Consider the following 19,590-nt stretch of genomic DNA (forward strand, 5'->3'; position numbering starts at 1 on the left):
ATTTTAAATTACTCTTACATTATTCGTTTGGAATTACGAAATTGCAACGAAAACCAAAAACTAAATTATTATTACGAATTCTTAGAAAGTCTAAATTCACTATGAAAAAATCAATTGTTGTTGCGTCACTTTTTATGGCTACGTGTAGCCTCTTTGCACAATCAAAAGAAGAACAAACCTTAAAAGATATATATAAATCATCTTTAACCAATGCAAAGTGCTATCCTTGGCTTGACCACTTGTCAAATGCAATTGGATCTCGATTATCAGGTTCAGCAGGAGCTGAGAAAGCCGTTTTATATACTAAAGCCCAATTAGAAACATTAGGATTAGATAAAGTGTACCTTCAAGAAGTAATGGTGCCAAAATGGGTAAGAGGTGAAAAAGAAATAGGCTATTTACAACTTGGTAAACAAAAAATAAGTTTTCCTATTTGTGCCTTGGGAGGTTCAGTAGCAACACCTAAAAAAGGATTACAAGCCACCGTTATTGAGGTGAAAAGCTTAGAAGAACTTGCAGCACTTGGTGAAGAGAAAGTAAAAGGAAAAATTATTTTTTTTAATAGACCCATGAATCCTGAGTTTGTAGAGACTTTTAAAGCATACAGTGGTTGTGTAGACCAAAGATCATCTGGTGCTAGAGAGGCAGGAAAATTGGGTGCTTTAGCAGTTATTGTGAGATCTATGAACTTACGTTTAGACGATTTACCGCATACTGGCGCTACTAATTACGGAGATATTGCCAAGGAACAACGAATTCCTGCTGCCGCAATAAGTACCAATGGTGCCGAGCTTTTAAGTAAAAGTTTAAAAACCAATCCGAATGCTAGTTTTTATTTGAAGCAATCCTGTGAAACTTTTGAGGATGTACTGTCCTATAATGTGGTAGGCGAGATGACTGGTACAGAACATCCAGAGCAGATTATGGTTGTGGGTGGGCATCTTGATTCTTGGGATTTAGGAGACGGCTCTCATGATGATGGTGCAGGATGTGTGCAAAGTATGGAAGTATTGAATATCTTCAAGAATATTGGATATAAACCAAAACATACCTTGCGAGTAGTTTTATTTATGAACGAAGAAAACGGTGTTAAAGGCGGTAAGGAATATGAAATTCAATCTAGTAAAAACAAGGAAAATCATATTTTTGCTTTAGAAAGTGATTCGGGTGGATTTTCTCCAAGAGGTTTCTCAATTGATGCCGATGAGGTTAACTTTAATCAGATAAAAAGTTGGGGATCTTTATTTGAACCTTTTTTAATACATAAGTTCGTCAAAGGTCATTCTGGTGTTGACATAGGTCCATTGCAATCAAAACATATTGTAAAAGTAGGTTTACAGCCAGATTCACAACGTTATTTTGATCATCATCATGCATCTAATGATACTTTTGATGCAGTACATAAAAGAGAGTTAGAACTAGGAGCTGCTGCTATGGCTTCATTAGTATACCTAATGGATCAAAACGGAATAGCTAAATAAATTCAATCTTTGTGGAGGTGTCACAATTATTTTTTTCAATATTTGAATGAAATAATAAATGTGGCACCTTCATTTATTTTACTTTCTACCGCAATTCTTCCTCCTAAACTTGTAATGTGATTGTAAACCAAATACAATCCTATTCCATTACTATCAATATTACTATGGAACTTTTCATATAGTCCAAAAATTTTATCTTTTACTTTATCCATATCAAAACCGACTCCGTTATCCGCAAAAATTAATTGGTTTACTCCATTATTTTTTCTCGAATTAATAGTAATAACTGGCGATTGATTTGGCTTAGCATACTTTATGGAATTAGTAATTAAATTCAAAAAAATACTTTTTATATATGCTTTATTAAATATTACATTTTCAAATTCTGAAAAGTCAATATGAATTGCCGCTTTGGAATCATTTACTAAGGAACTTATAGATTCAAGAACTTCAGTAAGGGATTCTTTTAAATTGATTTCTTCAATTGCTGTATTAATATTAGTTTTGTCTACTAAATCATCAATTGACTCATTTAAAGTTTGCTTTAAATTTTCACTAGTTTGTTTTAAAATATGTATTAATTCTAATGTTTCAGGATCATTTATTTTTGAAACATCAATAAGACTGAAAACCGAGAGCATGTTATTTATGGGAGATTTTAAATCATGAGATGTTTTGTGAGACAACAGAGTTAGTTCTTTATTAATTTGCGTAAGATTAGTAAGGAGTAAATTGCGCTCTTCTTCAACCTTTTTTTTATGAGTGATATTTTTTGCGATGGCATACACTAATTTCTCCGACTGAACAGGCATTGATGTCCAAGATAACCAAACTATTTCGCCACTTTTAGTTAAATAGCGGTTTTCAAAATTTAAAAGTGGGTTGTTTTTATAAACTTCTTCTCTAGTTTCTATGGTAATTTGCAGGTCGGGGGCGTATACAAAACTACTAATTGGTCTAGAATACAACTCCTCTTCTGTAAAACCTAATAACTTTGAAACAGCAGGATTAATTCTTTTAAAATATCCATCAAAACCAGCAATGCATATTAAATCAGCTGAGATATTAAAAAAATTGTCAAAATGATAATTTGTTCTAGACGAAGCTTCATGGATTGTTTCCTTGTACATTGAGGATTTTTATTTGATGTATCTTAAATTTTTTAAAGTAAAACGATTTATAAATTTAAAGAACAAAATTTAATAATGGTCATAAATTTATGTAAGAACTGTAAATTGTTCGGGTAAATAAAAAAAAGCTATCAAATTGATAGCTTTTGTGTTATAAATAAAATTAATAATTAGACTTTAAAAATTCCTCCAAATGCGATAATCCTTTGAAAGAAGAAAAAATCCTGGGAAGCACTATCTGCAGTACTTTTAGTTGTTCTAATATCAGGCATATTAATGTATCCTCCTTTTAACTCGCCTTGAATATAAAAATGTTTAAAAAAAGTAATATTTAGACCTGCTTTAATTGAAGTACCAAATCCTGATATATGAAAATCATCATGTCTTTCTTTTCCTAATAATGTAGTGTTGGTTTTAGGATATAGTAATCCAAGTCCTAAACCTTCTGTTACATTAACTTGAATTTTATCTGTGTTCTTAATTTTAAATAATTTAGAAATATCATCGTGTCGAGAAAATTCGGTAGTAACATAATTTAGACCATCTGTATGCTCATACATTAAAAAATCTTTTGTTAAAACAATTGGGCTATTGTTATAAACACCATCATAAGGAGTTCCAGCTGAAATAGTACCCGATATATTTACAGTTTGTCCTTGTGTCATGACATATTTCATGTGATCTACGCCAATGGCAATGCTATAATGATCATTAATAAAATATCCCAACCTAACATTTGTTTGCGGAATGGTCATTCTTGATGGATTTATGTAATCTACATGCCACCCTTTTGGTTTGTCATTAGAGGAAATATTTTCAAGTGTGAAATTGTAATCTTTTCCCTTAAAGGTCACATCTGATTTGGTAAAGTTATCTCTATTTCCTCCCCAAGAAACAAAAAATTTTCCTTTATTATGAGCAGTATATTTTTGTTGTATTTTTATTTCTTCTTGTGCTTGTACGTTTTGTATACATGACAACGCAAATAATACGATGTATAAAAATATTTTTTTCAAGAGTTTTATTTTCTAAATTAAAATTGTTTAATCGTTTGTCTTATGGCAACAAGTTTCACCATTAGAGATTCAAAATAATCTAAATGCAACATATTTGCCCCATCACTTTTTGCATTTGCAGGATCAAAATGGGTTTCAATGAAAATACCATCAACACCTACAGCAATTCCGGCTTTCGCAACAGTTTCTATCATGTCTGGTCTGCCACCTGTGACACCTGCAGTTTGATTTGGTTGCTGTAAAGAATGCGTAACATCTAGAACCGTAGACGCATATTGTTGCATAGTAGGTATACCTCTAAAATCTACAATCATATCTTGATATCCAAACATGGTACCTCGATCTGTCACCATTACATTTTTGTTTTGGCAATCCAATACTTTTTGAACCGCATGTTTCATGCTTTCTGGACTCATAAATTGTCCTTTTTTTAAGTTTACAACTTTACCTGTATTTGCCGCAGCTACTACTAGGTCAGTTTGTCTTACCAAGAAAGCAGGAATTTGAAGTACATCAACATATTGTGCCGCCATTGCAGCATCTTCATTGGTATGAATATCTGTTACCGTAGGCACATTAAATGTTTCTGAAACTTTTCTCAGTATTTTTAATGCTTTTTCATCTCCAATTCCAGAAAAACTATCAATTCTGGAGCGATTTGCTTTTTTAAAAGACCCTTTAAAAACAAAAGGTATTTTTAAATCATTAGTAATTCCTACTAGTTTTTCAGCAATTTGTAAAGCCATTGTCTCTCCTTCAATAGCGCAAGGACCTGCTAGTAAAAAGAAATTACCGCTGTCAGTATGTTTAATTTGTGGGATATTTTGAATATTCATAGTGTGTGTTTTCAGTTTGCAAATGTAGTTATGATTTATTTTAAATTGATGAAATCATAAAGTTTTTAAAAGTATTTTAATAATAAATTGCTATGCTAATTTTGTTTTTCAAAATTATTTTGAGATAATAACCTAATAGAAATTCTTTATTTTTTTAAAGTAAGACCTACAGGAACTTTGACAACTCCTTTTTCGTAAATATTAAGGTATAGTAGTACAGGTGTTTTTTGTCCATCCCATTTTAATTCAAATACATCAAGCAGACCTGCACCCATGTCGCTTCTCTTCGTTGGAAAAGGGCAGCAACTTTCTAGTTTGGTAAAGGTGATTTTTTCTCCTTTAGGTCCTGCAAGTGCATTTATAAAACGCTCTTGATTAATGGTTTCGTTGTTGGTGTTATTGAAAAAAATATTGACAGGATAATCTTTATTGTACCCGTATTTTTTATCCGTGCTATATTCAGTTATAATAAAGGTATTTTTCTGTGTGAGTTGTAAGTCAGGAGCATTGTCATCGGTGTTTTGTAATGTAGATTTTGTACTTGTACACCCCGATAAAGTAATGAAGAGGATAAATATAACTAGTGTATTTTTCATAGTTTAATTTTTTGTGTGTTTAATTTTGATTTGATGATACAAATATAATCAGAACCCTTATTATAACGGTTTTTGTTGTCGTAAATTATTATGTTTGGGCTTAGCCAATTTTTATTTCCAAGTGTGTGTCAATGCTTATTATATTTGCAGAAATTAAATGAATAGAATATGGAAGTAGTTTTTCAAACATGGCCTTGGTATGTTTCTGGTTTACTGATAGGATTTATTATGTTAGCACTTATTTATTTTGGGAAGTCTTTCGGTATGTCATCAAATTTAAGATCTCTTTGTTCTATTGCAGGTTTAGGCAAACGAGTATCGTTTTTTGATTTTGACTGGAAAGCACAACGCTGGAATTTAGTAGTCGTTCTTGGAGCTATGTTAGGTGGATTTGTCGCTGTTCATTTCATGAGTGATGCTTCAAATGTGGATATTAATCCTAAAACAGTAGCACAATTAGCACAACTTGGGATTGAAGCTCCCAACGGAAAATTAATGCCGGATGCACTTTTTGGAACAGCTATTTTAGAATCCCCAAAAAGTATCTTCATACTTCTTATTGGTGGGGTTTTAATTGGTTTTGGTTCCCGTTATGCCGGTGGATGTACCTCAGGACATGCCATTTCAGGCTTGAGTAATTTACAACTACCTTCTTTAAAAGCGGTTATCGGTTTTTTTATTGGGGGTCTTATTATGGCTCATTTTTTACTTCCTTTAATCCTAAATTAATCCTCATATATAAATGAAAAATAGTATAAAATTTTTAGCAGTTGGTTTCATTTTTGGAATTGTTTTAACAAAATCCGAAGCCGTTTCTTGGTATAGAATTTATGAAATGTTTCAATTTCAGTCGTTTCACATGTACGGAATTATTTCGGTAGCGATATTGACTGGAATTATTGGGATTCAAATCATAAAAAGAAATAACATCACAGACATCAAAGGAGAATCAATAGAAATTCCAGATAAAGAAAAAGGATCTGCTCGCTACTGGATTGGCGGATTGTTTTTTGGTTTGGGTTGGGCATTAGTAGGTTCTTGTCCTGGTCCTATATTTATTTTGCTTGGCGCTGGTTTTTGGACCGTCCTTATAGTGTTGTTCGGGGCTCTTTTGGGAACTTATTTATATGGTTTATTGAAAAATAAATTACCTCATTAATTGAAAAATATCTAATACCAAAGTAGCATTTTCTTATGGAAATGCTACTTTTTTTTGTTTAGTTTCAAAATGCCAGTTACAATCAAATATTGTGCAATTAAATAAGTTGCCATAATCAAGAAAGAACTGTATTGCAACGGTGTATAGAATTTATCAATGGCCAAAATACTATCTGAAGCGACAAAAATGATGGCTCCTATTAAAATATATATACTGGCAGGTTTTTGCCAGTTTAAAAATCCTTTAAGAGCAAATAACAACATAATTGAAATTGTTAGTGCGTATACAAAAACTGGGGCTTTTAAGTGACCCAAACTTGGTAACAAAATCAGCATCATTACAATTAAATATAAGGCAATTGCTGTAACTCCTATCCAGTAAATGATTTTACTTTTCTTTATATAGATCCTTAATTGTTTACTAAATAGTATGATATAAGAAATATGGGAAAGTAAAAAGGCAATCAATCCTGCAATAAAATACAATTCTCCTTTGTCAGAAAACATCAAGATAATATCACCAATCCAAGATAAAGTCAATGCTGTTAAAAGAACATTGTTGGTAGTAAATTTTTCATTAATATAAACAGCCAGAATTAGAAATGGCAATAAAAGCGGTTTCAAAAACCAGGCAATTTCTTCTTTTTCAAAAAGAATTATCAAAAGGTACACTAGACTAAACCCAATGAAACTTTTTAATATTATGGTGCTTTTCATTGTTTCGTTTTAAGATTGAGCTACAATCATTGTTTCTTTTTCAAAGTTTATGCTGACAAAATATACCGTTACGGCTAAGGATAATACCAGGTAACCGCCGATAATAGAACTGGCAAAAGGAAAGAGTTGATTCATGCCAAACCAATCTCCAAAATAGAAAATCAGTCCAATTCCAAATATAAAACGGATACCTTCCCAAAACACAGAAGTTTTACGTGTGTCCATAAGTTCCGTGTAACTGTAAACCGTAAGGAAGATGAATGCTCCATAAATAAATACATTTGGCAAACCTATTATTGCGATCGAATTATACATATAACTAATCAATAACAACGTCATAATCGCTTGAAAAAGGGACCAGTACATCAGTTTTTTAGAATGTTGAACACCGTATTTTTCAAAATCATATACATTGGTAATTTTTGTTACAGGATATTTTTCTTCAAAATTTTCTGGACGCCAGCCCGTTGGTTTAAACCAAATGGTAAACTTATCTTTCCAGTTTTCTGCTCGCCAAGCATCGGTAATGAGTAACCATAGATGCTGAAAATTAATCCGAATTGGATTCCAGGTTCTCGCTGGTCTTGTAATTCCAAAAACAGGTGGAGCGCTTTCTAGTTCCGCCTGAAAAGTTCCAAACAGTTTATCCCAAATAATGAATATTTGTGAATGATTTTTGTCCATATATTCAGGGTTGATAGCATGATGTACCCTATGATGGGAGGGAGAAACCAGAATGTTTTCTAGAAAACCAATTTTCTTAATGTGTTTGGTGTGGTACCAAAATTGAAGAAATAAATGAATTGGTAGGGTAATTGCAATCACCTTGTAGGGAACTCCTAAAAGCGCTGCTGGAATTAATAAAAAGGTAAACAAATTGACGAAACTGGAAACTGGTTGACGTAGAGCACAAGCCAAATTGAATTCCTCGCTACTGTGGTGAATGGCATGTTTGTTCCATAAAAAATTAATTTGATGCGACAAACGATGGCTCCAATAGCCATAAAAATCAATAGCTACAAATCCAATAAAATAAGTTAAAATGGAAGCTTCAAGATTGAATAAAGCAATTTTAGATACAATCCAATCGTATGAAACTAGGGTTATGCTAAGCCCCAAAACATCTTTTAGGGAGTTAACCATTCCAGAACTTACGCTTGAAACTGAATCCATATTAGGTGAAGTATCTTCCCCTTTGTAATGCCCATAAATTTTCTCGATGATAATCAATATCAAAAAGACAGGCATTACAAAAACTAAAATTTTACCGTATTCTTCCATAAAAACACTTTTTTTTTATTCAAATATAGAATAAAAGAGAATGTTTATGAATTATTCACAGTATTTTATTTCTTAAAGTGAAGTTTTACTATTCTTAAATTATCTCCGCATTAATACCGGCTTCTAGTAATTGTGTACATTGCATTTTTAATTTATCATACGGACCGGTTTTTACGGTACATTTACCATTATAATGTACAATTAAGGAACATTGTTCTGCTTGTTCCGGAGTGTGATCACAAACTCTTATTAAGGTTTCTATAACGTGGTCAAAAGTATTTATATCATCATTGTAAACTACAATTTCATTATTAAATGCAATAGACTCTTTTACACTTACTCGCTCTCTTACTTTTTCTTTTGTACTCATCTTAATGTTTTTAAATTATTAAAAAACCAAATGAATTATTTGGTGTACTTTAAAGAAACCCAATTATTTCTTTGAAATTTTTTAACATATTGCAAACCATTTTCTTGACATGATGCATCAATAAAAGGAATGTCTTCTTCATAAAAGCCACTTAATAACAATGTTCCGTTTGTATTTAGACTGCTTACATACGCGTGCATGTCATTAAGTAAAATGTTACGGTTTATATTTGCAATAATTAAATCGTAATTCTTACCCTCAAGTAGTGCAGCTTCACCTTCATAAACGGTAATGTGCTGGCAATTATTGCGTTCTGCATTTTCTATTGAGTTAAGATAACACCAGTTGTCTATATCAATAGCATCAATCGGTTGAGCTCCTTTCATTTCGGCAAGAATGGCAAGAATGGCAGTACCACAACCCATGTCAAGTGTTTTCATTCCGGTAACATCTATTTCTAATAAATGCTGAATCATCATGTGTGTGGTTTCATGGTGACCCGTTCCAAAACTCATTTTCGGTTCTATAATGATATCGTATTCTGCATCGGTTTTTGGATGAAAAGGCGCTCTTACATGGCATTTTCCATCGACATCAATAGGATCAAAGTTTTTTTCCCATTCTTCATTCCAGTTTACTTGCTCAATTTCTTCAAAAGTGTAATCAATTGTAAACTCCTCAGATTGCAGTATTTGAATGTCATCTAATATCATTTCGTCCCATAAATCCTTTTGAACAAAAGCTGAAATTCCATTTTCAGTTTCAGTAAAACTTTCAAATGCTTTTTCGCCTAATTCAGCAATGAGTATTTCAGACCCAATTTCTTTCGGGCTAATTGTAAAATGATATCCAATATATATGTTTGACATGATAGTTTTTTTACAAAGGTAAGAATCACACACTAATTGGCATTTGTAATATAAAAATTATTTTACATTTGTACATTAAACAGTGTTTTATAATGAAAAAACTTATTTTACTACTATTCCTTATGACTGGAGTAGTTGTCTTTGCTCAAGTTTCAATACAACAAAACAAGCAGGATAATGATTTAAAATTATCTGCTTTGCCATATTATAGTTTTGGAAAAGGTATTGGTATCACTTCTCCTGATAGTTTATTTCAAATGAATATTCGTTTTAGAATACAAAACAGAGTATCCTACATAAATAATGAAGATGAACCAGCAGGATACGACGGTCAAATACGCAGGTTGAGATTGCGTTTTGATGGATATGTGGGTTCACCAAAGTTTTTATATGCCGTTCAGCTTTCATTTGCTCCTGGTGATGTAGGCGAAATCAAAGATGGAGAAAATCTAAATATAATAAGAGATGCTGTTGTTTTTTATAGACCTAACAAAAATTGGAATTTAAGTTTTGGACAAACTAAACTACCTGGGAACAGACAACGTGTAAACTCATCAGGGGGATTACAACTTACAGATAGGTCAATTAATAATACTAAGTTTACTATTGATAGGGATTTTGGTTTTCAGGTACACAACTTGAATGAGTTTCAAAATAGTTTTTCATACAATTTTAAAGGAGCGTTATCTACTGGTGAAGGTAGAAATATAACTGGAAATGCTGACTCAGGTATTGCAGTTACAACTAAAGTTGAGTTGTTTCCTTTTGGAGCCTTTTCAAGAGATGGCACTTATTTTGAGGGCGACATTGTGCGTGAACAAAAACCTAAATTTATGTTGTCTGGCGCTTTTCAGCAAAATAATAATGCAAAACGTACACAGGGTCAATTAGGAAATGATTTATTTCAAGAAAGAACAATGAAATCCGTTTTGATTGATGCAATGTTTAAGTACAACGGGTGGGCTGCAATGTCTAGCTATATGTCACGTTCAACATCAAAAAATGCAATTACTATCAACCCAATAGATAATTCTCAAGTGAGTTATGCTTTTGTAGGTGAAGGATTTGATTATCAATTGAGTTATAATTTTCCATCAAATTATGAATTCATAGGTCGTTTCTCTAATCAAAAAGTGGGTGATGATATTAAAACTTTAGCTCCTAATGCCAAACAATACAGTATCGGTGTGACTAAGTATATTTGGGAACATGCTTTTAAAGTACAAAGTGAACTCACTTTTGATACACTTCATTATTATAATGGAGACAAAAGAAACAATTGGTTTTTGCGCTTTCAAATAGAAATTGGGATATAAAAAAAGCGGTGCATCTAGAATGTACCGCTTTTAGTTTAAGATTATATGGATTTATATTGCATTTACAATTGCAACAAAATCATCAGCTTTTAATGCTGCTCCTCCTATTAATCCACCATCAACATCTGGCTTTGAGAATATTTCAACAGCATTGTCTGGTTTTACGCTACCACCGTAAAGTATAGATACATTGTCAGCAATATCATTTCCAAAAGATTTTCTTACGGTTTCTCTTATGAATTCGTGCATTTCTTGTGCTTGATCTGGAGAGGCTGTTTCTCCAGTTCCAATTGCCCAAACGGGTTCATAAGCCAAAACAATTTTGTCCCAATCTTTTGCTTCAATGTGAAACAATCCATCACGCAATTGATTTTCTACTATGTTGAAATGGTTTCCAGTTTGTCTGTCTTTTAATTCTTCGCCAAAGCAGAATAAAACAGTCATTTCATGTCTTAAAGCAGTATCCACTTTTGCGGCAATCACAGCGTCAGTTTCGTGAAACATAGCTCTTCTTTCTGAATGCCCCAAGATGACATTTGTAACACCCACACTTTTCAACATATCTGCCGAAATTTCTCCAGTAAATGCACCGCCCTCTGCTGCATGAAGATTTTGAGCTGCAACTTCAATATTGGTAAACTCTAAGTGATCCACTGCTGATGCTAGGTTAACAAATGTAGGTGCAACCATAACATGTGCATTTGTTTCAGTTGGTAACTTTGCAATTAACTCGTTCAATAAATCCTCAGTTTGTTCTGCATTTTTATGCATTTTCCAATTTCCAGCTACAATTTTTTTTCTCATGGTACGGTTTTCTTATAAATTTATAATGCTAAAAGCATTTTGATTGTTATTTTTTTAAACTTTTTAAAGTTTCATTTATTTTTTCAAAATCTGTCTCTATAGCGCGGTACAAAACAATTTTTCCATTTTTGTCCACTATAATGTATCTCGGAATCCAGTCAACATCAACTTCTTTAGCAAATACACCTTTCATTTGGTCATTAGCCATAAAATGATCTCCTTTAAGTTGGTGTTTTTCAATTCCTTCTTTCCATTTGTCTGCAGTTTTATCCATTGATATAAAAATATAATCAACATCTTGATTATTGGCTTGAAGCTCTTTTAATTTTGGCATTGCTTTTACACAGTCACCGCACCATGAAGCCCATACTTCTATTACAAGTGTTTTTCCTTTGTGTTTTTTTAGAATGTTTTTGAATGCTACTTGACTGCCATTAGTTACTAGCAATGTTTCGGTCAATGCTTTCTTTGTGAATTCAGTTTTTTGAGCATTTGTAGTGCAAGAAAAGGTTGCAAATACTACTAATAAAGCTATTATTTTTTTCATTTTTATATTTGTTTTAAACAAAGTTAATCAAAGAATTTGAAAGCTGTAGTCCTAAAAATAGAATTTGATGTCATTTTTCGAAATTAATACTACAATATCGATATAGTTTGAGATCGTACAATTATTTTGATGTATCGCTATTTCAGAATGAGAGCTTGAAGCAAAAAAAAACTCGATGGAAAAACCAACGAGCCTTAATTTTTTAGTGTATCTACTATTAGATTACTACAACTTGGACTGCAATTAATCCTTTTTTTCCATTTTCTAATTCAAATTCTACTGTATCACCTTCGCGAATTTGATCGACTACGCCAGAAATGTGTACAAAATGATCTGTTCCTGAACCTTCTTCAGTAATGAATCCGAACCCTTTAGTTTCATTGAAGAATTTAACTACTCCTTTACTCATGTTTTTGTTTTTTTATTAATAAAGAATAAAATTACAATTAAAATTAATAGTAACTCTATTTAAAGTTGTAAAGATTATAAATACTAAATAATAATTTACTATTTTTTTAAAAAGCTACAAAAACAAAAAAGTCTTAAAGGGTATTTACTTTAAGACTTTTTTCTTGAAACATAGTATGAAATTATAATTTTAATTGATCAATATCATTATGATGAACTTTTTGAGTGACAGTTCCTTTATCTAGAATTATGATACTTGGATTTGCTCTTTCAATGGTTTTGACCGTAATTGCATCACAAAAATAAAAGTCAAATGTAAAATTGAATTTTTTCTTGGCAGACTCTAGTTTTTCCGGAGTAGAGGCAGTTAAACCAACTACTTTATATCCTTTGGTTACAGCTTGTTGTTTTAGTTTTTCTACTTTTTGCATCCCAGTTGCGTCGGCTAAATCTAAGTCATACGCTGTAATCATGATGAGTTTTGGTTCTTGAAGAAATTCATCCTTATAATCAGTGTCTTCTTTTTCCATTGTGAAATCATGAATAGGAGGTACGTACCCTTCAGAAATTACTTTGTCTTTACGATCCACAAAAACAGCACCCTCAGGAATTGACATTAAATCTTTTTCGGTAAATTCTTTTTCTACACCACCCACTTTGTAAATGAATATCATTTCAACAACTGATTTTTGAGCACCATCAGGAATTCGCATTCCTTTTTGAATGTTATTCCCTACTTTGTAAGGTCTAAAATCAATTATTGGTAAATGGTTAAGTACCCAATAACCCATGAAGCAACAAGCTAAGATACTCAATATAAAAATAACGTTTTGAAGAATTCCAGGAAATAATGGATTTACTAGTTTTTTGTTGAAAAATAAGACAAGTATAAAGAATAGTAATACAATGTCTTTAGTGAAGGATTGCCAAGGTGTTAGTTTTAAAGCGTCGCCAAAACAACCACAATCTTTGACTACATTAAAATAAGCAGAGTAAAAGGTCAAGAAAGTAAATAAAACAATTAGTATAAGTAAACTCCAAATTGTAAATTTAGATTTGTAACCAATGAGCAACATGATCCCTAAAACTACCTCTAGAATCACCAGGAATAAGGCAAGTGATAATGAAAGCGGTATAAAAATAGGCATATTAAACACGGGCTCGCTAAAATATTCCGCTAGTTTGTATGAAAAGCCTATCGGATCGTTGAGTTTTATCAATCCTGAAATAATGAATAGGATTCCAACAAAAATTCTTGAAAATTGAGTTATTATATTTTTCATATTGAGTACTTAGTAGTTCTTATTTATTTCCAAAACCCATTAAAATTAAGGCAAAAACAGCATAATTTATCATGTCTTGATAATTAGCATCTATGCCTTCAGAGACTAATGTTTTTCCTTTATTGTCTTCAATTTGCTTCACGCGAAGTAATTTTTGTAAAATCAAATCAGTAAGAGAACTTACGCGCATTTCACGCCATGCTTCTCCATAATCATGATTTTTATCCTCCATGAGTTTTTTAGTCAATTCAATTTTAGCATCGTATAATTGAGTAGCATGTGTCACTTCTAAATCGGGTTGATCTACCACTCCAAGCTCTAGTTGAATCAAAGCCATGATGGAGTAGTTTATAATTCCTATAAATTCACCAGTTTCATCTTCATCAATTTTACGAACTTCATTTTCTTGTAAACTTCTAATTCTTTGGGCTTTGATGTAAATTTGATCTGTTAACGAAGGAAGTCTAAGTATGCGCCATGCACAACCGTAATCTTTCATTTTATTAACAAATAGGGTTCTACAGATGGTTATAACCCCGTCATATTCTTTTGAAGTATTCTTCATTATTGATGTATATTTGTATTCAAATTTTTTCAAAAGTAAAGAATTAAGATTGAAGTACAAAGTACAAAAACGCTTAACCATACTTTGATTATCATGCTTGAATGTAAATGATGTTGGCATTTGAACTTTTACCTACAAACGAACACTGAAAAACACAAAATGACTATTAATTGTAAAGGATTACTTATTGAATTATCAACGCCCAAAGTAATGGGAGTTTTAAATGTAACACCTAATTCTTTTTTTGATGGAGGAAAATATAAAAATGAATCGGATATTCTTTCTCAAGTTGAGAAAATGCGAATTGAGGGTGCAAGTTTTATAGATATTGGTGCGTATTCAAGTAAACCAAATGCTGAATTTGTTTCGGAAAAGGAAGAGATTTCTAGAGTTGTGCCTGTTGTAGATTTGGTTCTAAAACATTTTCCTGATACAATTCTTTCCATAGATACTTTTAGAAGCGAAGTTGCTCGGGCCACACTTGAGAATGGCGCAGCCCTAATAAACGATATTTCCGCAGGGAATTTAGATACTAAAATGCTTGAAACCATCGCTAAGTATAACGTTCCTTATATAATGATGCACATGCGGGGAAATCCTCAAACCATGCAAACACTCACGGACTATCATGATATTGTAAAAGAAATGATGTTTTATTTTTCTGAAAAAGTAGCATTTGCAAGAAGTTTGGGGATTAATGATATAATTGTTGATCCAGGCTTTGGCTTTGCCAAGACTACTGCTCAAAACTTTGATGTTTTTAGTAAGTTAGAATTGTTTTCTAGTTTAAATGTACCTCTTTTAGTAGGGGTTTCCAGAAAATCAATGATTTACAAAACACTAAATACTACGGCGCAGGACGCGCTCAACGGTACAACCGTTATGAATACTTTGGCATTGACCAAGGGTGCCAAAATTCTACGCGTACACGATGTTAAAGAAGCTATGGAATGTGTGACTTTGTACAACAAACTTAATTCTTAAAAGATGAAATGTTTTATAGTTATTACACTATTTGTGTTGGTTTCATGCGGAAAACAAGAGCAGGTTTTGTTACCAAAGTCTAATTTGACAATTGTTAGGGAGGTAAAGGATTTATCACCCATTTATATTTTTTTTGAGACAAAAGGCAAAGATACACTTGCAGTAGTGAATAGAAAAAACAGTATTATTTCGACCAATTGGATTGTAAATGTGGATAAACGCTTGCCGCTACGACTCGTAATCCCAGAAATAATAAAATTGCAGCAAAAAAAGCGAGAAGATAAAGCACACAAGAATGAAAAGGCCGAAAATTATTATTCCTATGCAGATACGATCGGTAAAAATCTAGCTTTTATTCCTTTTACCAATGTGTATTATGAAATGGAAAAACCAATTGGAACCATCATATTTTTCAATAAGAATAATGAGATTTTAATTGAGAACCAAGTTTATAAAAAAGAAAAGCTTAAAGACTTAATAAATAATGTTTTACCTAAAGATGTTGCAACTACTTTTTTATTTAGGTTTGATAAAGATTTAAGCTTTGGGAGTTACATACAAAATAAAATCTTTATTGAAAATTTAAAACTAGAAATGAAAAGTAATCAGGAATTTATTTACTAAACTTTAAACTTCAAACAAAGAAAACTTTAAACAAAATAATTATTGATGATGATACGGTTCGTTTCTTAAAATCGTGAAGCCGCGATACAATTGCTCAATAAAAAACAACCGAACCATTTGATGTGAGAAAGTCATTAACGACAGAGAAATTTTCCCTTGTGCTTTAGTATAAACAGTATCAGAAAAACCATAAGGACCACCAATAACAAAAACTAAAGTTTTTACTCCAGAATTCATTTTCTTTTGAAGTTCTTCTGAAAAACGTACACTCGAAAAGGTTTTCCCATTTTCATCTAGCAAAATAAGTTGATCAGTAGGATTTATTTTTGCTAAAATCAATTCGCCTTCTTTCTCTTTTTGCTGACTTTCAGATAAATTCTTTACATTTTTGATGTCAGGAATAATTTCTAAATCAAATTTGATGTAAAAGGACAATCGTTTGGTGTAATCATTAATTAAAGATTGCAATTCTTTATTGTCTGTTTTGCCAATGGCTATTAGTTTAATATTCATCTGATTTTTTTATAATTCACACAGAAAAATTAAGTTTTATGTGGCGATTGTAATATCTATATGACAGTAATGCTTTCTATTGCTAACTCAAAAGTCTCGTTTTTTTTATTGCCAATTAAGAAAGTAATTTCTTCTAAGTTTTCCCCGTTGTATTGCGGTAAGTTCAGTTTTTGACCTCTAAACGCTGGTTTTAATTCATTGATGGGAATATTTACAGTTTGCCAATCTGTTGTGGTTTCAAATGCAAAAACATAAGAATGAGCTTCGCTTATTTTATTTTTAACCCGAAATTGGTATGCTTTTCCATCACCTTTCAATCTCACAGAAAATGACTTTGCATCTTGCAATGATAACGAATCAAAAGTGTATTTTAAAGCACAAAAACCACCGTTATTCTCTAATGAAATAGTTCCGGTAAAGAGGCCTTTCCCATCGGTATTACAGATAATGGAACTATTAGATTCGCCACCCATCACAGAGTCGTTTACAATTCTCCAATGTGACAAGTCACAGCTATGATCAAAATGAAATAGCAGTAATGGTTCCATCTACAAGTCTATAAATAATTAAAGTCCTAACAACTATTGTTTAGGCAATGGAGCTCCTACAGCAATATCACATCTATGGTTTTCTTGACCATGAGGAGGATTCATACCTTCGGGAGTAACAGTGTTTTCTGCAGGTTTTGTAACAGTTGTAACTGTGTTTACAGGTGCAGTTACAGTTTGTGGTTTAGGTGTTGGAGCGCTAGGAGCAGGAGTGCTTTTTAGAGGTGCACCTACAGGAATATCACATCGATGGCCTGGTTGTCCGTGTGCTGGATTCATTCCTTTTTGTACAGGAGCAGTATTTGGCACTGAGTTTGTTATTACTTTTTGTTGAGGCTGATTTGCAATTGCGGCTTCATTTTTCATTTGATTTCCCACTTCAGTAAATGGGACTACATTCTTTTTTAGAGTAGGAGCTGTTTCGGCTTCTTTTTTACAAGAAACAATTAACAAGCTTGATAGGAGTGCTAAAGCGTATATTTTTTTCATGATAGGTTCAAAAAATTCATTTCAAAGATACAAAATTCACAAAGTTTCACAAGGAGGCTTTCTTAAATTTCAAATCTTGTTGATGAATAGTTTCAAGTTTATAGGTGGTTGCTATTTTTTATTTGATTGATATTAAAAAAGAGGATTGTTCAAAATATCAATTGGTTACACATTTATATAATAGTTTTTTAAATAAGGCGCTTGAGATATTTTATTTTAGAGAAATAATATCTTACTTTAGCAGTTAAATTTTTTACTATGATTAGCGAAGAAAAATTTCAAGAAGAGTTACAATTACTTATCGAAAATGCCATTAGAGAGGATGTTGGGCCTGGTGATTACAGTTCTTTAGCTTGTATTCCTACAGCGGCAATTGGTAAAGCTAAATTATTAGTAAAAGAAAATGGTATCATTGCTGGAGTAGCATTTGCAAAAATGGTTTTTCAATATGTTGATCCTAATTTGATTGTTGAAACTTTTATTGAAGATGGTGCTGCTGTGGTTAAAGGAGATGTTGTGTTTCATGTTTCGGGTAGTTCACAATCCATTTTAAAATCGGAACGAGTGGTTTTGAATGCTATGCAACGCATGTCAGCTATAGCAACAAAAACTAAGAAGTTTGCTGCTTTGCTTGAAGGTACAAATACAAAAATTTTAGATACTAGAAAGACCACACCAGGCTTTAGAGCTTGTGAAAAATGGGCCGTAAAAATTGGAGGTGGTGAAAATCATCGCTTTGCCTTGTATGATATGATAATGCTCAAGGATAATCATAATGATTTTGCAGGTGGCATTTCTTTGGCTATAGCCAAAACTAAATCTTTTCTCAAGGATAATTCTTTGGATTTAAAAATTATAGTTGAAGCTAGAAATTTAGAAGAAATTAAAGAAATTTTGGAAAACGATGGTGTCTACAGAATATTGATCGATAACTTTAATTTTGAGGATACTAAAAAAGCAGTAGCTTTAATTGGATCTAAGTGTTTGACAGAATCATCAGGTAATATTAATGAAGAAACAATCCGTAATTATGCAGAGTGTGGCGTAAATTATATTTCATCAGGGGCTTTAACACATTCTGTTTACAACATGGACTTGAGTTTAAAAGCAATATGAGTAAAAAAACAGAAGACAAATTACTTGAAATTCCTATTGTAAGGAATGTAGTTATAGGTTTAAAAAAAATAAAACTACCATGGCTACAAGGCTTGTCTCTTTATTATTTAATAGAGCTATACGTTATAGGAATTATTGAAAGTGCGGTAACTTATCATGCTAGTGCTGTTGCATTTAGTTTTTTTATGGCTTTGTTTCCGTTTGCGTTGTTCATATTAAATCTTATTCCATTCATACCTATTGATGGTTTTCAAGAAGATTTTCTACTATTTGTAAAAGATGGAGTACCACCAAATACATATGATGCCATTTATAAAATTATAAGTGATATTTTGAATAACAGTGACTCAGGTTTGTTGTCATCTGGATTTATTTTATCTATTTTTTTAATGGCAAATGGTTTAAATGGAATTTTAGGAGGTTTTGAAACCTCAAGGCATGTGCTAGTAAAAAGAGGATTTATAAGGCAATATATAGTTGCTTTAGGAATGTCAATGTTGTTGTCTTTTTTGTTAATAGTAACGGTTGCAACAATCGTTGTATTTGAAGTACTTTTGCAAAAGACAGTTTTTAGTGATCAAATTCAATTGATAGTTCTAGGTAGGTATGCCTTTGTTATTTTGATGATTTTAATGACTACTTCCATTTTGTTTAAATTTGGAACAAAACATGATAAAAATAGGGCTTTCATATCAATTGGTTCTGTTTTTACTACAATTTTGATCATTTTAGACTCGTATCTATTTGGTATTTGGGTTGTAAAGTTTTCAAAATACAATGAATTATATGGTTCAATAGGAACTTTGTTGATATTGATGTTTTACATTTGGATCAATTGCATGATTTTGCTTTTGGGATTTGAGTTGAATGCAACCATCAATAAGTTGAAATTAAAGAGTGAGTAAGTGTTTAATTATAAAAGCTGTTTTGGACAGCGTT

Annotated in this window: 24 protein-coding genes; 8 read left to right on the forward strand and 16 right to left on the reverse strand. The window is 31.9% G+C overall.

Translation table 11 applies throughout. The features are described from left to right. Positions 1-101 precede the first annotated feature (101 nt). Positions 102-1,481 carry a M28 family peptidase gene (locus LQ189_RS05850; RefSeq protein WP_230154956.1) on the forward strand — a complete coding sequence of 460 codons (1,380 nt, stop codon included), beginning with the start codon at positions 102-104 and terminating at the stop codon, positions 1,479-1,481. A gap of 35 nt (positions 1,482-1,516) precedes the next feature. Here the strand turns inward: LQ189_RS05850 and LQ189_RS05855 are convergent, their stop codons facing one another. The 4 genes from LQ189_RS05855 to LQ189_RS05870 form a co-directional block, all read right to left on the reverse strand. Beyond that, on the reverse strand, positions 1,517-2,611 hold the full coding sequence (locus LQ189_RS05855) for a PAS domain-containing sensor histidine kinase (protein WP_230154958.1): 1,095 nt from the start codon (positions 2,609-2,611) through the stop codon (positions 1,517-1,519). Positions 2,612-2,781: 170 nt separating this feature from the next. Next, the gene (locus LQ189_RS05860) at positions 2,782-3,627 is read right to left on the reverse strand and encodes a hypothetical protein (protein ID WP_230154960.1); all 846 of its coding nucleotides are present in this window, start codon (positions 3,625-3,627) and stop codon (positions 2,782-2,784) included. Positions 3,628-3,644: 17 nt separating this feature from the next. Next, positions 3,645-4,463, reverse strand: coding sequence for a 3-deoxy-8-phosphooctulonate synthase (kdsA, locus tag LQ189_RS05865; protein ID WP_230154963.1), 819 nt, complete (start codon positions 4,461-4,463; stop codon positions 3,645-3,647). Between the two features lie 146 nt (positions 4,464-4,609). Beyond that, positions 4,610-5,059 (reverse strand): 2-dehydro-3-deoxyphosphooctonate aldolase, encoded by a 450-nt coding sequence (locus LQ189_RS05870; protein WP_230154965.1) that lies wholly within the window; start codon positions 5,057-5,059, stop codon positions 4,610-4,612. A 168-nt stretch (positions 5,060-5,227) separates the two neighbouring features. On the opposite strand from LQ189_RS05870, the gene LQ189_RS05875 reads away from it, so the two are divergent. Next, entirely contained in the window at positions 5,228-5,788 is a 561-nt protein-coding gene (locus LQ189_RS05875; RefSeq protein WP_230154967.1) for a YeeE/YedE family protein, read from the forward strand. Positions 5,789-5,801: 13 nt separating this feature from the next. Further along, on the forward strand, positions 5,802-6,218 hold the full coding sequence (locus tag LQ189_RS05880) for a DUF6691 family protein (protein ID WP_230154969.1): 417 nt from the start codon (positions 5,802-5,804) through the stop codon (positions 6,216-6,218). 44 nt (positions 6,219-6,262) lie between these two features. On the opposite strand, the gene LQ189_RS05885 is transcribed toward LQ189_RS05880, so the two are convergent. The 4 genes from LQ189_RS05885 to prmA form a co-directional block, all read right to left on the reverse strand. Then, positions 6,263-6,934 carry a lysoplasmalogenase gene (locus tag LQ189_RS05885; RefSeq protein WP_230154971.1) on the reverse strand — a complete coding sequence of 224 codons (672 nt, stop codon included), beginning with the start codon at positions 6,932-6,934 and terminating at the stop codon, positions 6,263-6,265. A 9-nt stretch (positions 6,935-6,943) separates the two neighbouring features. After that, positions 6,944-8,215: a sterol desaturase family protein gene (locus LQ189_RS05890; RefSeq protein WP_230154973.1), complete on the reverse strand. Its 1,272-nt coding sequence runs from the start codon at positions 8,213-8,215 to the stop codon at positions 6,944-6,946. 94 nt (positions 8,216-8,309) lie between these two features. Next, entirely contained in the window at positions 8,310-8,585 is a 276-nt protein-coding gene (locus LQ189_RS05895; protein ID WP_230154975.1) for an ATP-dependent Clp protease adaptor ClpS, read from the reverse strand. A gap of 35 nt (positions 8,586-8,620) precedes the next feature. Continuing rightward, positions 8,621-9,454: a 50S ribosomal protein L11 methyltransferase gene (gene prmA, locus LQ189_RS05900; RefSeq protein WP_230154977.1), complete on the reverse strand. Its 834-nt coding sequence runs from the start codon at positions 9,452-9,454 to the stop codon at positions 8,621-8,623. Positions 9,455-9,546: 92 nt separating this feature from the next. Between prmA and LQ189_RS05905 the strand changes: the two genes are divergently transcribed. Beyond that, entirely contained in the window at positions 9,547-10,770 is a 1,224-nt protein-coding gene (locus tag LQ189_RS05905; RefSeq protein ID WP_230154981.1) for a porin, read from the forward strand. 51 nt (positions 10,771-10,821) lie between these two features. On the opposite strand, the gene tpiA is transcribed toward LQ189_RS05905, so the two are convergent. From tpiA to LQ189_RS05930, 5 genes are all read right to left on the reverse strand, one after another. Next, positions 10,822-11,574, reverse strand: coding sequence for a triose-phosphate isomerase (gene tpiA, locus LQ189_RS05910; RefSeq protein WP_086454822.1), 753 nt, complete (start codon positions 11,572-11,574; stop codon positions 10,822-10,824). Between the two features lie 46 nt (positions 11,575-11,620). Continuing rightward, a complete protein-coding gene (locus LQ189_RS05915; RefSeq protein WP_230154983.1) occupies positions 11,621-12,121 on the reverse strand; it encodes a TlpA disulfide reductase family protein in 501 nt (166 codons plus the stop codon). Between the two features lie 217 nt (positions 12,122-12,338). Next, the gene (locus tag LQ189_RS05920) at positions 12,339-12,530 is read right to left on the reverse strand and encodes a cold-shock protein (RefSeq protein WP_230154984.1); all 192 of its coding nucleotides are present in this window, start codon (positions 12,528-12,530) and stop codon (positions 12,339-12,341) included. Between the two features lie 181 nt (positions 12,531-12,711). Then, positions 12,712-13,812 (reverse strand): BT_3928 family protein, encoded by a 1,101-nt coding sequence (locus tag LQ189_RS05925; RefSeq protein WP_230154986.1) that lies wholly within the window; start codon positions 13,810-13,812, stop codon positions 12,712-12,714. Positions 13,813-13,831: 19 nt separating this feature from the next. Then, positions 13,832-14,377 carry a DUF1599 domain-containing protein gene (locus LQ189_RS05930; protein ID WP_086454826.1) on the reverse strand — a complete coding sequence of 182 codons (546 nt, stop codon included), beginning with the start codon at positions 14,375-14,377 and terminating at the stop codon, positions 13,832-13,834. A 159-nt stretch (positions 14,378-14,536) separates the two neighbouring features. On the opposite strand from LQ189_RS05930, the gene folP reads away from it, so the two are divergent. Together folP and LQ189_RS05940 are read left to right on the forward strand one after the other, a co-directional pair. Further along, positions 14,537-15,361 (forward strand): dihydropteroate synthase, encoded by an 825-nt coding sequence (folP, locus tag LQ189_RS05935; protein ID WP_230154988.1) that lies wholly within the window; start codon positions 14,537-14,539, stop codon positions 15,359-15,361. A gap of 3 nt (positions 15,362-15,364) precedes the next feature. Beyond that, positions 15,365-15,985, forward strand: a complete 621-nt coding sequence (locus LQ189_RS05940) for a hypothetical protein (RefSeq protein WP_230154990.1) — start codon at positions 15,365-15,367, stop codon at positions 15,983-15,985. A gap of 39 nt (positions 15,986-16,024) precedes the next feature. Here LQ189_RS05940 and rlmH read toward each other — a convergent pair whose 3' ends face one another. From rlmH to LQ189_RS05955, 3 genes are read right to left on the reverse strand one after another with little or no spacing between them, the layout of a single operon-like run. Beyond that, the gene (gene rlmH, locus LQ189_RS05945; protein ID WP_230154992.1) at positions 16,025-16,498 is read right to left on the reverse strand and encodes a 23S rRNA (pseudouridine(1915)-N(3))-methyltransferase RlmH; all 474 of its coding nucleotides are present in this window, start codon (positions 16,496-16,498) and stop codon (positions 16,025-16,027) included. A gap of 56 nt (positions 16,499-16,554) precedes the next feature. Further along, a complete protein-coding gene (locus LQ189_RS05950; RefSeq protein ID WP_230154994.1) occupies positions 16,555-17,046 on the reverse strand; it encodes a CIA30 family protein in 492 nt (163 codons plus the stop codon). Positions 17,047-17,079: 33 nt separating this feature from the next. Continuing rightward, entirely contained in the window at positions 17,080-17,535 is a 456-nt protein-coding gene (locus LQ189_RS05955) for a hypothetical protein (protein WP_230154996.1), read from the reverse strand. 258 nt (positions 17,536-17,793) lie between these two features. Here LQ189_RS05955 and nadC point away from each other — a divergent pair, with 258 nt between their 5' ends. Together nadC and LQ189_RS05965 are read left to right on the forward strand one after the other, a co-directional pair. Next, positions 17,794-18,651, forward strand: a complete 858-nt coding sequence (nadC, locus tag LQ189_RS05960; RefSeq protein WP_230154998.1) for a carboxylating nicotinate-nucleotide diphosphorylase — start codon at positions 17,794-17,796, stop codon at positions 18,649-18,651. Beyond that, positions 18,648-19,556 (forward strand): YihY/virulence factor BrkB family protein, encoded by a 909-nt coding sequence (locus tag LQ189_RS05965; protein ID WP_230155001.1) that lies wholly within the window; start codon positions 18,648-18,650, stop codon positions 19,554-19,556. The genes nadC and LQ189_RS05965 overlap by 4 nt, the downstream gene beginning before the upstream one ends. The last annotated feature ends 34 nt before the right edge of the window (positions 19,557-19,590 follow it).

Source organism: Flavobacterium sp. CECT 9288, assembly GCF_918731615.1.
Classification (GTDB): domain Bacteria; phylum Bacteroidota; class Bacteroidia; order Flavobacteriales; family Flavobacteriaceae; genus Flavobacterium.

Bases quoted from the DNA above. Each gene is read 5' to 3' on its own strand.
- rlmH (WP_230154992.1), bottom strand. From the start codon at position 16,498: ATGAATATTAAACTAATAGCCATTGGCAAAACAGACAATAAAGAATTG.
- LQ189_RS05965 (WP_230155001.1), top strand. From the start codon at position 18,648: ATGAGTAAAAAAACAGAAGACAAATTACTTGAAATTCCTATTGTAAGG.
- LQ189_RS05915 (WP_230154983.1), bottom strand. From the start codon at position 12,121: ATGAAAAAAATAATAGCTTTATTAGTAGTATTTGCAACCTTTTCTTGC.
- prmA (WP_230154977.1), bottom strand. From the start codon at position 9,454: ATGTCAAACATATATATTGGATATCATTTTACAATTAGCCCGAAAGAA.
- LQ189_RS05905 (WP_230154981.1), top strand. From the start codon at position 9,547: ATGAAAAAACTTATTTTACTACTATTCCTTATGACTGGAGTAGTTGTC.
- LQ189_RS05890 (WP_230154973.1), bottom strand. From the start codon at position 8,215: ATGGAAGAATACGGTAAAATTTTAGTTTTTGTAATGCCTGTCTTTTTG.
- LQ189_RS05880 (WP_230154969.1), top strand. From the start codon at position 5,802: ATGAAAAATAGTATAAAATTTTTAGCAGTTGGTTTCATTTTTGGAATT.
- LQ189_RS05875 (WP_230154967.1), top strand. From the start codon at position 5,228: ATGGAAGTAGTTTTTCAAACATGGCCTTGGTATGTTTCTGGTTTACTG.
- LQ189_RS05920 (WP_230154984.1), bottom strand. From the start codon at position 12,530: ATGAGTAAAGGAGTAGTTAAATTCTTCAATGAAACTAAAGGGTTCGGA.
- folP (WP_230154988.1), top strand. From the start codon at position 14,537: ATGACTATTAATTGTAAAGGATTACTTATTGAATTATCAACGCCCAAA.
- LQ189_RS05850 (WP_230154956.1), top strand. From the start codon at position 102: ATGAAAAAATCAATTGTTGTTGCGTCACTTTTTATGGCTACGTGTAGC.
- kdsA (WP_230154963.1), bottom strand. From the start codon at position 4,463: ATGAATATTCAAAATATCCCACAAATTAAACATACTGACAGCGGTAAT.
- LQ189_RS05930 (WP_086454826.1), bottom strand. From the start codon at position 14,377: ATGAAGAATACTTCAAAAGAATATGACGGGGTTATAACCATCTGTAGA.
- LQ189_RS05885 (WP_230154971.1), bottom strand. From the start codon at position 6,934: ATGAAAAGCACCATAATATTAAAAAGTTTCATTGGGTTTAGTCTAGTG.
- LQ189_RS05950 (WP_230154994.1), bottom strand. From the start codon at position 17,046: ATGGAACCATTACTGCTATTTCATTTTGATCATAGCTGTGACTTGTCA.
- tpiA (WP_086454822.1), bottom strand. From the start codon at position 11,574: ATGAGAAAAAAAATTGTAGCTGGAAATTGGAAAATGCATAAAAATGCA.
- LQ189_RS05940 (WP_230154990.1), top strand. From the start codon at position 15,365: ATGAAATGTTTTATAGTTATTACACTATTTGTGTTGGTTTCATGCGGA.
- LQ189_RS05870 (WP_230154965.1), bottom strand. From the start codon at position 5,059: ATGAAAAATACACTAGTTATATTTATCCTCTTCATTACTTTATCGGGG.
- LQ189_RS05925 (WP_230154986.1), bottom strand. From the start codon at position 13,812: ATGAAAAATATAATAACTCAATTTTCAAGAATTTTTGTTGGAATCCTA.
- nadC (WP_230154998.1), top strand. From the start codon at position 17,794: ATGATTAGCGAAGAAAAATTTCAAGAAGAGTTACAATTACTTATCGAA.
- LQ189_RS05895 (WP_230154975.1), bottom strand. From the start codon at position 8,585: ATGAGTACAAAAGAAAAAGTAAGAGAGCGAGTAAGTGTAAAAGAGTCT.
- LQ189_RS05855 (WP_230154958.1), bottom strand. From the start codon at position 2,611: ATGTACAAGGAAACAATCCATGAAGCTTCGTCTAGAACAAATTATCAT.
- LQ189_RS05955 (WP_230154996.1), bottom strand. From the start codon at position 17,535: ATGAAAAAAATATACGCTTTAGCACTCCTATCAAGCTTGTTAATTGTT.